General features: G+C 69.4%; 7 protein-coding genes. All 7 read right to left on the bottom strand.

The window, feature by feature from the left end; all coding sequences use genetic code 11:
* Positions 1-245: 245 nt before the first annotated feature.
* The 7 genes from G443_RS07750 to G443_RS25780 all read right to left on the bottom strand — a co-directional run bounded on the left by G443_RS07750 (position 246) and on the right by G443_RS25780 (position 16,033).
* The gene (locus G443_RS07750) at positions 246-641 is read right to left on the bottom strand and encodes a hypothetical protein (RefSeq protein WP_155886182.1); all 396 of its coding nucleotides are present in this window, start codon (positions 639-641) and stop codon (positions 246-248) included.
* Entirely contained in the window at positions 635-7,390 is a 6,756-nt protein-coding gene (locus G443_RS07745; RefSeq protein ID WP_253860177.1) for a polymorphic toxin-type HINT domain-containing protein, read from the bottom strand. Before G443_RS07745 ends, G443_RS07750 begins: the two co-directional genes overlap by 7 nt.
* Before the next feature lie 50 nt (positions 7,391-7,440).
* Positions 7,441-10,755, bottom strand: a complete 3,315-nt coding sequence (locus tag G443_RS07740; protein ID WP_026419154.1) for a LamG-like jellyroll fold domain-containing protein — start codon at positions 10,753-10,755, stop codon at positions 7,441-7,443.
* Positions 10,756-12,030: 1,275 nt separating this feature from the next.
* Complete coding sequence (locus tag G443_RS07735; RefSeq protein WP_026419153.1) at positions 12,031-12,426, bottom strand: hypothetical protein; 396 nt, start codon at positions 12,424-12,426, stop codon at positions 12,031-12,033.
* Between the two features lie 253 nt (positions 12,427-12,679).
* A complete protein-coding gene (locus G443_RS07730; RefSeq protein ID WP_155886160.1) occupies positions 12,680-13,000 on the bottom strand; it encodes a hypothetical protein in 321 nt (106 codons plus the stop codon).
* A 200-nt stretch (positions 13,001-13,200) separates the two neighbouring features.
* Positions 13,201-15,567, bottom strand: a complete 2,367-nt coding sequence (locus G443_RS07725; protein ID WP_162147308.1) for an SGNH/GDSL hydrolase family protein — start codon at positions 15,565-15,567, stop codon at positions 13,201-13,203.
* 334 nt (positions 15,568-15,901) lie between these two features.
* Positions 15,902-16,033 (bottom strand): P-loop NTPase family protein, encoded by a 132-nt coding sequence (locus tag G443_RS25780; RefSeq protein WP_372493008.1) that lies wholly within the window; start codon positions 16,031-16,033, stop codon positions 15,902-15,904.
* Between the last annotated feature and the right edge of the window lie 43 nt (positions 16,034-16,076).

Here is a 16,076-nt window from a genome sequence, read left to right as displayed (position 1 = left end):
TGAGACGTTACTCGTGCACTGCCGGTGGTCGAAAATCATGTACTTGCTGCAGAGATTTCGTTCTCACCCTCGGGGCTGCCAATACCCGCCGTTCGATCCAGCGTACCTCAATCGGTGCTCTCCCATATGCTGGCCAATTCCAGGCCTTCCTACGCCGTGTCGTGCTCGGGCGGGACGTGTTCGAACGTGATGGTTCCGGGGGAGATGGCGCCCCCCGGAAACCATGCGTCCATAATCGCGGTGTTCTAAGTCTTTCGGGTTATTATTATCTGAACGTAAGACGCGTTCTGTGCGTCATCGACTCGCACGGAGCAGTGTGTGACTTTGTTCTCTTCGTAGAACGCGACCTTAACGTGTTCGTTCGGATCGTGCACTACTAGCATGCCGTGTGGGCAAGGAAGTTCAGTCTCGAAAAGAGTTAGAGGGAGTATGGTGGGTGGCGTGGATCTCCACACTTCGCAGGAGACGGGATTGACGACGCTGGGCATAACGCTGAAGATTATGGAGCTTTCGTCCTGGTGCCAATTTGCTTCGTTTGGATCCCAATCTGATATATCTCCGTCGCTCGCCACGTCTTGTAGGATCAGGCAACCGTGTTCAATGTATGCCATGAATGAAGCTATCGGCGCTTCTTTTACCATGATTTGTTGCTCCTTGCCTGTCTTAGCTGTGATACGACCCCGCCTTGTATTCGGGCGCACTGCTGGCAGTGGGGGTAAGCCGTTTGTGGGCTGCCGGGTGAAACTAGGCTACTCGGTGGCTGGTGGTCGGGTATCCACCGTCCATTAGGGGTGTTCGGAGATCTGGAAGAACAGGTATGACAACCATGGGCCTGTCCGGATTCGTCGGTCAGTTCCCGGACCCCACTCGCATCTATGTTCCCGTCAACTAAGGCAACTCCCTCCCGTGCGTTTGGTCCAGCCCCTAATGTCAGGTCGCATTTCTCCTTGGGAGTGGCGTTATGAACCAGGACCGGCGTGGTGCCTGCCAGCACATAGTACGTGTGGATGGTGTTGATGGTGAGGTTGTGGACGCGGTGGTGGTGGGGGTAGGTGTGGGCGTGGGTGATGGTGGTGTGGTCGCCGGTGGGGGTGAGGAGGGTGTTTCCTCGGGTGAGGTCGGTGGCGTGGGTCCAGCGGCCGTGGTCGTCGACCCAGAAGGGGTGTTCGTCGGTGGCGGTGACGGTGCCCGGGAGCTGGTCGGGGCTGGGGGTGTGGCTGACGTCGACGAGGGTCTTGGGTCCCTCGCTGGTGATCGTGGCCACGACCCGTTGGGGCCCGATTTCCCCGGTGTCCGGATCGGAGGCGAGGACTTCGTCCCCGAGTTGGATGTCCTCAATGGGTTTGCGGGTGCCGTCGGCGAGGAGGACGAGGGTGCCGGGGACGAAGCTGTTGACCCGGCAGCCCGCGCTGCGCAGGACCGCGGTGGCCTCGTCGCGTTCGCGTCGCCAGGTCCGGACCCGGTCGACGGCGCGGTTGATGCCGCGGAGGAGGTCGGGGATCTTGCCGAGCTTCGTCCAGGGCACCGCGCTGATCAGGACCCAGCCGCAGGCCACGATGTCGGCTTTGGTGAAGCAGTTCTTGATGTCGTCCAGGCCGAGGACCTCGGACAGGACCTTTCCTCCTGCGTCGAGGACGACGTCGATGACGGAGCGAGTATCGGCTAAAGTGGCCTGCGCCGCCGAGATCTGTTGAGCGGTATGCCCGTTGTAGGTTCTCGAGACTCGAGTCGTTTGCTTGCGCTGTGAACCAGTGTTCTGGTTCTGCTTGTGGGAGCCCGCTGAACTGCGCATCTGAGATGCGATCCGACTTGCGATGATCGCCGTCCAGCCGGCCCCTACGCCAGGCACCAGCCACCAGCCGACATACAGCAGTCCGTCAGGGTCGCTGAAGGTGACGGGGGAGTTGTTGGCGTAGGCGTACCCGTGCAGCTGTTGCGGGTCGTCGTGGTCGATGATCGGGTCGACCGAGATGAAGCGTCCGATGTGGGGGTCGTACTCCCGCGCACCGAGACTGGTCAGGCCGGTGGATTCGTCGATCGTGCCCCCGACGAAACCCTTCTCCCCTGGCCAGTGGTCCCCGTCGAGGTCACCCCGCTGGTCCCCGAACGGCGACATCCGCCGCCGAGTGACCTCCATGGTGCTGGCCGACACGGCGGTCAGCGATGTGCCCTGGTGGTCGCCGAGGAGGAAGGAGAGGTCCTCCCCGCTGCGCACCGCCACGACCTGGCCGTCGTGGTCGTAGTAGCGGGTGGTGGTGACTCCGCCGTCCTCCAGCCGCAGTTCCTGCTGCGGGAGGTAGAGCGTGGCCGTACCGTCCGGTTCCTTGCGGAGCAGACGGGCACCGTCCGCGGTGTAGATGTAGGAGGTGTCCTCCCCGTCGGGTCCGGTGACGGTGTCCAGGCGACCTTCCTCGGTCCACTCCAGGGCCTGGGTGGTGCCGGAGACGGTGCGGCTGGTGGTGTTTCCGGTGGAGTCGTAGGCGAACTCGTCGATGGACTCCCCACCGGGACCTTCGGAGTGCACCGAGAGGAGGGTGTGCGGCTGGGACTCGCCCGCTTCGGGGTAGGTGAAGGTCCGAACCGTGTCACCGTCGGCGGAGTGTTGGGTTTCCTTCGTGCGGTTCCCGACGACGTCGTACTCGTAGGACGTCCAGTACGGCTGCGGGCCGCCGAGAGCCGCTGTCGACCGCTCGTCGTCGCAGTCGCCGCCGGGTGTCCAGGCGTCGGTCATCCGCCGGAGGTGGTCGTAGGCGAAGCACTGGGTCTCGACCGGCGTCTGGTCGGGCGCGGTCTCGGCTGGGCGGTCCACGATCGAGGTGATGTTGCCGGCCGGGTCGTAGCTGTAGTGCAGATCGGAGATCAGGGAGGGTTCCATCTGCCGGTGCGAGACGATGCGGTCGAGCCGGCGCGTCCCCTCTTCGTAGTAGTGGGTCAGCCATGACCTGGTGCCCGCCGAGCCGAGTTGCAGGCGGAGTGCCTCTCCGAAGGCCGAGTAGTTGGTGTCGCTGACGTACTCGACGCTCGTGGTGCCGGCGAGCACACCCCTGGTCTTCTCCGGGAGGCCGAGACTGTTGTAGTCGCGGTGAATGGTCTCCCGAGTGAGATCGCTGGTAGCTGGTAGCTGTTGGCTGAAGATCTGGCCGGTCGTGGTGTAGAGGGTGGAGTAGTTGTAGTTGCCTGCCAGCTCGCCTTCGGACGTGGGGATGGACACCCGGGTGCCCTGAGGCCGTCCGGCCCTGTTGTACCGCGTGACGGAGATGCTGTAGGCGTTGCCGTCCACGTACCGAGTGGAGGCGGTGGGGAAGCCCTTCAACAGGGTGTCGTAGGTCCAGGCCGCCAGCCGCGTTCCATCGGTGGTGTCCGCGTACAGTCCCGTGCGGCGGCCGAGCGCGTCGTAGGTGTAGGCGAGGCTTTCACCTCGGGAGTCGGTCGTCCGGACGAGTTGACCCAGCGTGTCGTACTCGTTGGTGGTCACGCCCCGGTCCGGGTCCTCGGTCCGGATGGTCCGTCCACGCTGGTCGTACTCGTACGTCCAGGTGTTGCCGGCCGGGTCGACGACCGATGCCAGTTCGCCCCGTGGGGTGTACGAGTAGGTGGTGGTGTCGTGGTCGCCGGTCGGCTCGGCGCCGTGGTACTGGTGCCGCTCGATCAGGTTGCCCCGGGCGTCGTTCGTCACCCGGGTCGCCGTTCCCCCCTCCGGTGGGGTGATGCTCGTCCAGTCCCCGCCGTAGCCGTAGCTGGTGCGCCACTGCTCGACGCCGAGCTTGCGGAAGATCTCCTCGGTGGGACGCCCGAGCCCGTCGTGGACCGTGCGTGTCTGGGCTGGGACGACGTTGTCGTCGACCAGCAGGAGGTCGGTGGCTGGTGGGTCCTCGTTGTAGTAGGTCTCGTTGGTGGTGGCCGCCAGCCCACGGGAGTCGTAGCGGATGTCGGTGATGACGCGGCCGCCAACCGGGCTGGGTAGCTGGGTCTGGCGGGGGCGCAGCAGCCCGTCGTACAGCTCGTAGCTGGTGCGGTAGTCATCGTCGGGCTGGAGTGCCTTCGTCGTCACCACCACCGGGCCGCTGGTGCGGACCAGATAGCTGAACTCGCTGTTCGGCAAGTCGTCGGACTTCAGGTTTCCCGGGAGCCACACCTTGGTGAGCCGGCCCAACGGGTCGTACTCCAGGTCGGTGCGCAGGCCGTTCGGGTCGACCTCGGCGAGCGGTTCGCCCCAGGCGGGGTGCAGTTCGCTTGTGGTGGTGTGGCCGAGCGCGTCGGTGATCGCCACCTCGGTGACGGGGCCGCCGGTGGCCGGGGTGTAGGCCGTGGTGCTGGTGTTGCCCGCCGCGTCGGTCGACTTGACCGCCCGTCCGTAGGTGTCGACCTCGGTGCGCTGGACTGTCGTGTGGACGCGGGTTGAGCCGTCCCAGTCGGACACCTCCTCCACCCGCGACACGTTGCCGCGTGTGGGGGGCGTGCCGTGGTCGGTCGCTCCGTCGTAGTAGCTGCGGACCTCGGAGTTCAGGTCCTCCGGGAAGCTGGGGGTGACGTCGCAGGACACCCCGAGGGTCTCGATGCGGCTGGCGTAGCTCAGCATCCAGCGCGCCTCGTTGGGGGCGTAGGTGGTGCGGATGCAGCGTTCGTCACCGGTGGTGCTGGTGTCGCCGAGGTCGTTGACCTGGGTGAGCAGACCGCGGTCGTTGAAGGTCCGGCGGACCTCGGTGGTCTGCCATCCGTCGTCGGTGCGGGTGTAGCCGCGGACGCGTTGGATGTCGGTCAGGTAGCCCCGGGTGGTGCCGCTGGTTCCGGTGGGCCCGTGCAACCACGGTTGGTTGATGGTCTTGGCCTGGACCGTGCCGCCGGGCTTGTCGTAGGTCAGTTCCTCGAGCAGGAATCCGGCCAGGCGTTCGTGGTCGCGGGTGGTTCCGCCTTCGGAGTCGGTGACGACGACGTCCCGGGTGCCTCCGGTCGGTGTTCTGCGGTCCCCGTCCATGCCCCGCAGGAACACCTGTTCGGTTTGGCTCTGGGTTCCGCTGTCGTCGCCTTCGGTGACCCGTACGCGTTCGTAGCCGCGCCACTGCGACCAGCTCCGGCGGTCCTCAGGGGTGAACCGGTCGTCGTTGTAGCCCCAGGCGGCGGGACCCACGTACTCGTAGTTGGTCTTCACCGGTTCGGAGCCGCCGGTGCGGTCGTCCTCGACCACGTCGGTGACGACGTACTTGTGGAACCAGTCCTGCACGACCTGTTGCCCGGGTGGCGCCCAGAACACGGGGTAGCAGCGCCACGCGTTCGTGTGTGGGGTGGGGAGGCGGTCCGTCCGTCGGCAGTCCTGCGTGGAGTAGTCGACCTGGAGGACGCCTCCGGTCTCGTTCTTCACGGTCTGGATGCGCCGCTTGTACATCGGCGCGTAGCCCTCCAGGGCGTCGACCCGGTTGACCAGCTGCACCCCGTCGAAGTCGATGACGGGGATGTCGGCGGTGCCGCCCACGCGGCCCTCGTGCTTGATGGTGTCCAGCCACAGCGCGGGGCTGGTGCCGTCACCGGAGGCGGGGAAACCGTGGGTCAGGGTCCAGCGGTCCACGTCGGTGTGTGTCGATCCGGACAGGATCTGGGTGGTGACCGACGTCAGGCGTTTCCGCGTCCAGAAGGTCGGCGTGATCAGTTCGGTGCAGGTCTGACCGGCCGCGCAGTTGTTGTCGTAGGGGGTGTCCGGCCAGCGGTGGGCGTTGGCGGTGGTCAGCTGGCTGGGGTTGCAGGCGAAGGTGTCGGTGGGTAGGCACCGCTCCGACACGCCGAACAGGACCCGGGCGGGGGCCGGCGCGTACTCGTCGTTCAACCGGTGGCCGTACTCGATGCGCTCCAACCACCCGGACCTCGCGTACACGGTGCCCTGGGACGGATCGGCCGCGCGACCGTAGTGGTTGAGTTCCTTCTGGTAGTAGTACGTGATGACGTTGCCGTTGGGGTCGACGACGTGGTCGAGGTTCCACCGCCAGGTCTGGTAGCACCACGAGGTGGCGAAGGTGGAACCGTGGCAGGGTTCGCCGGCCTGGTTGCCGTAGACGGGCACGTTCCACGCGGAGTTGGTCTCCGGCTTCCCGGACGTCCATCCGGGGTGGCGGTTGCGGCCGAACACGTACTGGGTGCCGTCGGTGCTGGTCACCCGCCACCACTCGCCGTTGTTGTCGCCGTTGGATGCGCCGGTCAGGCGGGCGATCCGTGACCCGTCGTCGTCGACCATCCGCCAGGTCCCGCTGGAGTCCAGGAACAGTTCGGAGGAGCTGCCGTTGAGCACCAGCGTGGCGTTGTCGCCGTCCCAGCACTGGTCGCCGGTGCGGGGCTGGCCAGGGGCGAGGTCCTCCAGGCACGGCACGTACCGGCGTTCGATGTAGCCGGACCAGAGGTCCCAGCCCTCGCCGACCCAGGAGGTCTGGTTGTTGGTGGAGGCGACCCGTCCGTCGACCGAGCCGGAGGAGTAGCCCAGCGCCAGTGCGGGGGGCGCCCCGCCGGGGCTGGGGGGCATCCGGAACGGGTACGACCAGGTGAAGTTGCCCGCCGACCCGCCGGCGGTCCAGGACGCGGACGGGGAGAGCTCGGTGGCCGAGTAGTCGCCGCTGTCACCCGCCACGTCGGCGGTCACCGCGTAGAGACCCGGCGCGGCCACCGCCGGGGCCGTCAGGGTGCCCGCCTCGGTGTCGTTGTCGGCCTCGACCGGGTCGCCGGTTCCGCAGTCCTGGCCGGTCGCTGGTTCCACCGCGCAGTCGGGCAGGCGCACCAGCCGCAGGCGGCGGGACCAGTCGCCGCCGTAGCCGTCCCGGAAGGCCGAGTAGTCGACCTCCAGACTGATCGCGGCGTTCCCGCCGTCATCTTCCTGGGCGCGGGCCTGCCGCGTCCCCGCTTCGTCGGTGTCCACTTGCAGCAGCAGGCCGTGGACCCCGGCGCTGGTCGTGGTGTCCTGGTCGAGGATCTCCACGGACACCGAGGCCGGGGCCGGCAGCTCCGCCGCCAGGGCACGGGAGTCGCCCTCGGCGTCCTCCTCGATTGCCGGGGGCCCGACCCGGACCGGTAGGCCGGGCACCGGCACGAAGTTGGCGGTGGCGGAGCGGGGTGACACTGCCTGGTCGAGTTCGACCTCCACACGTGCCGGTTCTGGCCAGTCCGCCCGCGGAGCCGCGTTCTCGCCTTCGGCATTGGGCGGCAGTGGCTCGGGCTGGTGTGTTGATCCGGGTACCGATGGTTCCGTCTGGAGTTCGGGGAGATCCACCTCGATCGGCTGAGCGACGGCCGGGGTGACGACCAGGGTCCCGCTGATCAGCGAGGTGATCAGGGTGAGCGTGATGGCCTGGCGAAGGGGCCGGCGTCTGTGCTCGGGTAAGAGTGGGTCCGGGGGCGTCGGACTGTCGGGCATGCGTTGTTACCTCCCCGTGGGATATGGGTTGTCAGCTCTGGCGGCCGCTGTCAGGGGTGGGCGAGGTCCCCGATCTGGGGTTCGGTCAGGACGCCGGAGTAGACGCGGACGTCGCTCAGCGAGCCGTGCCAGTAGTCGGTGTCGGCCTCGGTGTAGGTGGCGCGTCCGATCTGGATGCCGCCCTCGGCGTTCCACGAGGACACCCGGTCGTCGTGGCCGGCGAGTTGGCCGTCGACGTAGAGGCGGATCTCTCCGTCTGCGGAGTCGTAGACGCCGACGAGATGCGTCCATTCGCCGGCACGAGCTGCTCTGGCGCTCTCCGCCATGTCCATGCCGCCGAGTTCGCGGGTCCAGGGCAGCATGAACGCCCACTTCCCGCTCGACGGCCGGTACTGGAGGAGGGAGCCGCTGACGTACCAGCTGCCCATGCTCACCGCGGTCTGCGCGGACGCCCCCAGTTCCTCCGTGCGGACCCAGGCGGTGATGGAGAAGCTCTGCGAGGTGGCGACGACGGGGAGCCCGTCGACGTGGCCGGTGTGGCCGTCGAGGTCCAGCACCGGGCGTCCCAGGTAGGCGTCGTCCCGCCAGGTCGCACCACCCCGGACTGTGCCGGGGCGGTTCCACACCGAGCTGTCCTGGGCGGTGTCGCCGGTGCCCTCGTCCAGGCCCCATCGCCCCTTCAGGTGGGACTCGTTGAAGATGCGGGCCACCTCGTCACCGGTGAGGGCGCGGTCGAAGACCTGGACTTCGTCGATCGCCCCTGACCAGAAGTCGGACACCTGCCCGTTCCACTGGGCGGCGCCGATGCGCACGGGACCTTCGGCGTTCCACGGGGAGCTCACCGAAGCGGTGTTCTGCTCGACACCGTTGACGTAGAGGGTGATGCGTTGCTCGGCGGCGTCGTAGACGCCGGAGAGGTGGGTCCAGTAGCCGTCGGTCTCGGCTGGCTCGCGGGACAGCGCTCGCGCCGTGCCGGAGCTGGACCCGTCGGCTCTGGGCAGGGCGAAGGCCCAGCGGTCGTCGTCCCGGGAGTACTGGAGGTAGTAGCCGGAGGCCTGGGTCGCGTCCTGGCTGACGGCGGTGCGGAAGCGTCCCTTGTCGGCCAGGTGCACCCAGGCGGACACCGCGAAGCTGTCGTCGGTGCGGATGCCGGCGGTGTCCGTGGTGAGGTGGCCCGTCGATCCGTCGAAGTGGGGCGCGGTGTAGTCGTGGCCGCCGTCCCACCGGACGCCGCCCACCACGGAGGCGGTGTGCCCGTTGCCGCTGGAGTCCGGGGTGGTGGCACCGTCGAACTCGTTGAACTTCCAGCGGCTCACCGGCGGGCTGCCACCGGAGACCAGGTACGTGTACCGGGTGATGGGGGAGAGGTTGCCGGCCTGGTCCTGGGAGCGGACCCACAGCGTGAGCGGACCCTCGCTGGTCGGGGTGACCAGGATGGTGGCCGGCCCGCCGATGCCGTCGGCCTCCACCGGGGTCGTCGGGTTGTCGTGTTCGGTGGAGTACAGGTAGCGCACGACGTCGTCCACGCCGTTGGCGTCGAAGGTGAACTCTCCGGTGCGGCCGATGCCGCCGCTCCACTGGTCCGGTGGGTACACGGTCGAGGACACCGCCGGCGACTGGTGTGGCGCGGTGGTGTCGATGGCCATGCCGCAGTACTGGGAGAACGGCGAGTAAACGCGGCCGTCGTGGGCCCGCACCCGCCAGAAGTAGGCCTCGCCGTCCCGCAGCGCCCCCGAGGGCACCGTGATCTCCGCGAATGACCCCGAGGGGATTCGGGACACGCTGCGGGTACCGGTTGCCGCCTGTCCGACCGGCCCCCACTCGAAGTGCGCGGTCAGCAGCCCGCCGTCGGGGTCGGACACCCGAGCCCGCAGGCGGGGCGTCGTCGTGGGTATCCACGGCCGGTTGGCGCCGACGGCGCAGGCCACCACACCTCCCTGCATCGATGGCTGCGATGGCTGGTTGGGGTAGGAGTTGTAGTCCACGACCAGCACGGGGTTGGGGCGGAACCGCTTCCACGCGTAGGTGTCGGACTCGTTGGAGGCCTGGAGCCCGAGGGTGACGGTTGACCGGTTCTCGGCGGCGGACTGCCGGACGGCCGCGGTGGCGTCGAACTCCACGTCGCCGGCCGGGCAGTTCGGCCCCCAGCCCTTGGTGTCGGTGGACGTGTGCAGGTGGCGGATCCGCGCGGGCCGGTTGTTCCAGGTCGTCGCGGCGCTGATGTCACCGGTCTGCCACAGCTCGGTCGCTCTCGGCGCGCACGACCAGGAGTGGCGGGACCAGATGCGCAAGGTGGCGGAGAGGATCTGCTTGCCCCGCACGGGTTCGGTGCGCATCCGGAAGTAGGAGCGGTAGGTGGTGCCGGTGCGGGACTCGTACCCGACCTTCGCGCCCTCGTCCCGGTCGTAGTTCCAGTAGGACTGCGCCGGGTTGGCCCGGTTCACGTGCGTCCAGGCCAGGGTGGAGCCGGCGAAGCCCGGGTCGAGGTAGACCGGGTACACGGTCTCGGGGTCGTCCAGGATGTCCCGGCGTGGCAGCACCGCCAGTTCGCCAGGGCCGGCCTCGACGGGCATCGCGACCTCACGTCCGGACCTGACGGGTGCGTCCCCGTCCCCTGCGTCGAGGGTGCCGGCCGTGTCCTCGAGCGGGGCGGAGTCCCACATGAACGGAGTGCCGGCGGCGAAGATCTCCTCCCCGTCGTCGACGACGGTGGTCACCCCGGACTCGGGATCGGTGCGCACCTCGGCGTCGCCGACGTCGAGGGTGTACGACAGGCGGTCCAGGGCGGGGTTCCGCGCGGCCTCCGGCGTGGTGACCACCAGGACCTGGGAGAAGCCCTCGATGTCCGCCCGCAGTTCCAGGTCCACACCGGGCAGCACGTCCCGGTAGGTGGCGGTGTCGTCGGACAGCTCCGGCTCGGGTAGTTCGTCCGGCCAGTCCAGCGCCAACCGGTGGTCGTCGTAGGCGAGGGTGGCCATCGGTTCCCCGTGGCCGTTGCCGAAGGCGATGTCAGTGGGCGTGCGCAGGGTGCGCACCCTGCCGTCCTGGTCGCGGTGGAGCGTGGTGTCCACCGGCTGCCAGCCCTGGTCACCCAGCACCCGCACCGGCCGGGTGTACTGCTCGAGCGTCAGGGTGCCGTCGGGGGCGGCGAAGACCTGCGCCGTCTCCGTCCGGTACGCCTCGATCTCCGCCCGTTCTCCCGTGCGGGCGGCTTCGGCCACCGCCGCCCGTTCCACGTGTGGCGCCGCCGCCTCTCCGTTGTTGGTCTCCGCGGCCGCGTGGCCCGTGGCGACCGTGGCTCCCAGCGCTGTGGCCGCGCACAGGGCGAGTGCCGTCACGGCCCGCCCCCGTCTCTGCTCCCCCACCTGGTGACACCTCTGTGATTCCGGGTCCGGTCAAAACGACGTGAACCTAGAGCGGTGCGGCACCGTTCGGGTACGGAGTGTGAGCTTCATGATCAAAGAGGGGTTGTTTTTGGGAATCGCGTAACGAATGTCGCGGGGTGGAAGATGAATAGGCCCTTTTTGGCTGATCGGAGAATGGGTTATTTTCCGACCGTTCAGCTGTCGGGATGGCAAATCATTGCCGAGGTGTGGGCTTCGTGCTTTCCTGGCCGGTTCGCCATTTCCCGGGAGCTGTGCCGGCGACTGGAAGACGCGCCCGGTGGGGACGCGGTTGCGTCGAACGGCATGGGGATGCGGCGGCAGGCATGCAGGGGTAACGCCCTTCGGCGACCGAGGCCGGCTGCTGAGAAGGAAACGGGGTGCCGACACGCGCCAGCCTCCTTCGCCGTCTTCCCTGGGCAGGGTCGACGCGCGGCTCGGGCTCGACTCCTGCGTGGGCGTGTTGCCCCGATCCGACGGCTTTGACCTGCTGGTACGGAGATCGTCCTGCCGTTCCGCCCGATGGGCGTGGGCGCCCATCCGGGCTGTGGCGCCGCTGCTCGGTGCGCACCCCGCGCTGCTGCGCCACCAGACGTGCCGCACCTCGGTCGAGGACGGGGTTGCCCGGTGTGGCCGTCACCGTGCCGTTCCCAGCCCGGGTTCCGACGCTGCTCGAACCGACCGGACAGGTGCGATATCGGGCTCTCCGATTCCTTCGGTTCAACGACGTGGCGGATGTGCCTCCGTTTTTTCTCAAGGCAGTCGGAAATGTCTATCTCATCCCCGAGTGTCCGAAGTGGTTGCTCGTTCGGCGCGCTCCGGGAAAGTCCTGTCGCCGATACAGGGGGAGAGCAGGGGTGGCGTGGAGTGGAACAGGAGGATTCGGAAAATGCTGGCGGAGCCGAGGCTCCGGCGCCTGCGTGCTGAGGCAGAGGTGGGCGGGGGCTGAGCCCCGGGCCGTCGATGGCTTTCGGACGCTCTCCCGGTGCGCAGCGAGCAGGAGCTGGCGATAGGTCACTCGGGCGGGAGCGTTGGGCTGTTCTGGCGGTACCCCGCGAGCTACCCGGCTGGGGTCAGGAGCCTGCGGGCCGGCCGAGCCTCATCGCGTCGCAGACGACGAGCCCGCCGTCAGCCGGGAGAGCCGGGCGGGGCGCCGTCGCGGCCCTGATGCCTCGGGCCGGCGTTCCGCCCCCCGCCAGGAGTCACACGCCCGACCACTCCGGACAACCGAGACACCCGGCGGACGAACGACCTCGCTCACCGTTCCCCGTCGGCCCGGGTGATGATGGCGGTCAGGCTCTCCTCGTCCGCGACGAGCGGCGCGGCCAGGGTCTCCACCCAGTCCCGCCGTGCCTTCCCGTCCAGTTCGGCCCAGCGGGGGTGGTTGCTCGCCCGCCGGGCGAGGAGTTCCCACTGGTGCGGGTGCTCGGCGAGCCGGTACCAGCCCGCCTCCGTCCGGGCGGCAGCCGACGACCCCGTTGACTCCAGCGCGGCCACGAGCGCGTCCCGCAGGCGGTGCACCGCCGAGGCGAACACCGGGCTGCCAGCCAGCGGACCCGCCGAGGCCTCGGGGATGTCGAACTTGAGCACCATCGCCGCGCGGAGCAGCACCCGGAGCTGGGCGAGGTCGTCGAACTCGGCCAGTTCTGACACGTGACCTCTCCTCCGTCCTCGAACGTCCGGGCAGGTCCCACACCGGGCCCCTACCCGACCTGCCCTTCCCGGCAAGCCCCGCCTGGCCTGCCCGCCATGCCCGGTCGCACATCGCCGGGCCACGCGCCGGAGCTGGGCAGGGGCCAGCCACCGACGAGGGCACTGTCGGTCTCCGCGCGGTCGCCCATGTGGAGATGTCGCCACGCCCCCGTGTGGTCTGGGGCGCGGAGCCCACCGCGCCCCACCCCGGCTCTCAGCCGGCGGTGTCGAAGCCGTCGAGGTGGAAGGCGCCGTCGCCGTCGGCGGAGATCACTCCGGCTCGGCCAGCGGCCTGGTGGCGGGCCAGGAACCGCACGAACCGCTCGGCGATGTCCTCGACGTCGTCCTCGCCGACCTCGCACAGCGCGTACAGGTCCGTGCTGACCTTGCCCATCCCCCGGAACGTGCCCTCGACCCCCACTGGAACCCCGTTGGCGACGACGAGCTTCCCGCCCGCGACGCGCACGTGGGTGAACGCATCGGCCCGCACGAGACCGTGGTCGGTGCGCACCCAGAGTGCTGCGGTGGCTGTCACGACGCGGACGGTACCGGGCACGGGCGTCACACCCTTGCGAAACGGGGAAACCGGGGCGCGGGCGACCAGCCCGCCGAAGCCGGCGGGGTGCGCTCCTCCCGGCCGCCCCCCGGCGGCCGCCTGTCGCCGAGGTCGTGCTCGACGACGACGCCGTCGCACCGCCGACCCGGAACACCACCTCCGGCCGCCCGGCCGGCCGGTCAGCCGGCGGACAGCGGGCCGGCGGTCACACTGGTCCGTCCCGCCTGGTCCAACCGGTAGTGCCGGGCCAACCAGTCCGCGCCGCCCTGGAGTTCGGTGTCGGTGAACGCCCGGTCGACGACGACGAGGTCGGCGATGTCGATGTCCGCGTACACCCCGGTGGTGGCCGCGTTCGTCGCCAAGGTCAGCCCCGGCAGACTCGCCGCGGGCCCGGTTCCGGTGACGATCCGGGTCACCTCGTGACCATAGGTCAGGTGCCGGGACCGTTCACCGTCGAACACGGCGGCGAACACGTTCCACCGGCCCACTCCCGTCCACACGGTGGCCGCGTCGGGCGCCGACAAGCCGCCCGCCCCGCACATCATGTGGCACAACGAATTCCCTGCCGTGAACCATGCCAGGTAGGAGCCGGAGTGCCCGGACACCCAGGTGCCGTGCACGTCGCGGGGCCGGGCCACCAGGAACACCGTCACCGGGGGCGTGTGGGCGCGGGACCAGGCCGGCGACCGCATCCAACGCGGGCCGTCGACGCGGTCGAACCGCAGGAACCACCGGCCGGCCTCCACCCGGAGTTCCGGGCGGGCGTCCTCCCGTTCCTGGCGCGGCCCCGGTTCCGTGCCCTGGTGGGGGGTGAACTCGGCGATCCGGTCGCCCGGTCCGCCGTCGAGCTCGGACGCGCGCAACGCCACCACCACTCCCCGGTTCGCCGCCGGGTCACGGCCCACCGGGTGGTCGGGGGTGGGTGGCGCGGAGCGGGGCACCAGCGGAAGCCGGAGCTGGTCGGCGATCAACCGCGCCGTGAGGCCGTGGCCGGCGTCGGAGAGGTGGATGCGGTCGACGTGCACGAGGTCCATGTCGGCGTCGTCCACGTCCTGGGTGACGGGGAAGTGGGCGGACACGTCGATGACGGCGACGTCGTCGAGTTCCTTCGCCAGCTGGTGCGCCGCCCGCGCGTAGTCCTCCCAGCGGTGGGCCGGGGTGGTGACGTCGAAACGGCGGAAGGTGTGCAACAGCAGGATCGACGGGCGGCGGGAACACACCGTGCGGTAAAGGTTCAGCTGCTGGCGCATCCGCTCCGCGTACACCTCCGGGGCCACCCCGGCCGCGTAGTCGTTCGCGCCGAGCTGGATGACGATGAGGTCCGGGTCCAACCGGGCCACCCGGTCGCAGTGCGAACCCATGATCCGGGAGGGCAGGTAGTTGCCGGACTGGGTACCGCCCTTGCCGGCGATGAACACCTGGATACCGGTGCCCGCGCTGTCGGTGTGCGCGTAGACGCCGCTGATCGTCACCGCCTCCCGGGCGGTGATCCGCACCGTCCGCGCGCCGGGCGGCAACGGCGGACTGGTCCACTCGCCGTCGGCCCGATCGGCCTGCCCCGACCGGTCGGGGATGACGCTGACCGGGGCACCGCCGTCGACGGAGACCTCGAAGGACCCGTTGTTCGACCCCTGGCCGTGGAACACGGTGAGCAGGGTGGTGCCCGAGGGGAGGTCCCGTTCGATCCACTCACCACCGAGCAGCCGACGGGACCGGGAACCCAGGTCGGCGTCGACGATCAGCGGCACCCCGGAGGACAGCCACCCACCGTCGGCTGCCGGGTAGTGCCGCCCGGGTTCGCCGAGGATCTGCCCGAGCCGGGAGACGAAGGACCGTTCGATGTGGCTGGCCCCCACCCCCTGGGTGCTGCTGGAGCCGACCGCGACCACCCGCACCTTCCGCAGCCCGGTCTGCGACCAGGCGCGTCCCCACTGCCACAGACCCGGGACGGTGGCCCGGGCCGGCCGGACCTCGCCCGTGCCCGGCGGGGAGGACGCGCCACCGAGCTGGCCGGCGAACCCGGTCAGCAGGGACGCCCCGGCGGTTCCCAGGCCGATGGTCCCCCGGTGCGCGGGCGCCACCGGGCGGAGGGGAGCCTCGGGCCGTGGCGGCGCCTCGCCCCCGCCGGCCCCGGCCGCGGCCATCGCCGCCACCGGCGAGCCCGCCTCGGACAGCGGAGCTCCCGATGTGGCCGCCCTGACCACGGCACGGTCCTCAACGGACAGCGACACCGGCACCGCACGCGGCAGGTCCACCACCGGACCCTCCACACGCACCACCTTGGTGCGCACGCGCATGCCCAGCACGTGTTCCTCGACGTGCAGGAGGGTCTCCACGGCGTCGTCGAGGTCGACGGGACACGTCACGCGGTGCGGGATCCTCCCGTTCACCAGTTCCACCGAGAACGTGTCGTCGGGTACCAGGGCCGTTTTCCCGTTCTCCACGACCCGGCGCAGCGGTGTGATCAACAACCGTCCCTGCGCGGGAGACCAACCATTCGAGGCCAGCCAGCGGCCGACCAGCGTCACCACACCGGATTCAGGCATGTGACCGTCCTTCCTCATAGAAACGGACACCGTGTCGCCTGTACGAACGAGGCTACCCTTTCCATACTCCCGCATTCGGCGGGTCGCGGGCCACGCCTTTCCCGGGAAATTCCGACGCCCGGCGGAACCCCCGGGTAAAGGCCGCGAGCGTTGTCGTACCGGTGGTCGGGACGAGCGGACGCCATTCCTGGTCGCAGGCAGCGGAACCGGAAAACCATTCACTCACTCGGCCCAGTGAACCGTTCGCGTCGACACGGTGGACACGTCGTGACCGCGCTGGCTGCCCCAACCACGGGGACGCGGTCGGCCAACCGGGGCGGCCGGGGTGGACGGGTCATCGCACGGTCGCCAACCACGCGTGGTCCCGGGCCCGGGTGATCGCGACGAGCAACCGCCGGTCCATCAGGGAGGCGTCCTGGTCGTCCTCGGTGCCGCGCAGGACGACCAGGACGGCCCCGAACTCCATGCCCTTGGCCCGGTGCACCGTGCCCACCTTCACCCCGGACTGG

It is taken from the genome of Actinoalloteichus caeruleus DSM 43889, from assembly GCF_000429185.2.
Taxonomy (GTDB): domain Bacteria; phylum Actinomycetota; class Actinomycetes; order Mycobacteriales; family Pseudonocardiaceae; genus Actinoalloteichus_B; species Actinoalloteichus_B caeruleus.
Note: the sequence above shows the minus strand (reverse complement) of the source record. Positions and strands in the feature narration are given on the sequence as shown.

Excerpts from the sequence above, each read along its gene's own strand:
- G443_RS07750 (WP_155886182.1), bottom strand. The coding sequence starts at position 641 with ATGGTAAAAGAAGCGCCGATAGCTTCATTCATGGCATACATTGAACAC.
- G443_RS07745 (WP_253860177.1), bottom strand. The coding sequence starts at position 7,390 with ATGCCCGACAGTCCGACGCCCCCGGACCCACTCTTACCCGAGCACAGA.
- G443_RS07725 (WP_162147308.1), bottom strand. The coding sequence starts at position 15,567 with ATGCCTGAATCCGGTGTGGTGACGCTGGTCGGCCGCTGGCTGGCCTCG.
- G443_RS25780 (WP_372493008.1), bottom strand. The coding sequence starts at position 16,033 with ATGGAGTTCGGGGCCGTCCTGGTCGTCCTGCGCGGCACCGAGGACGAC.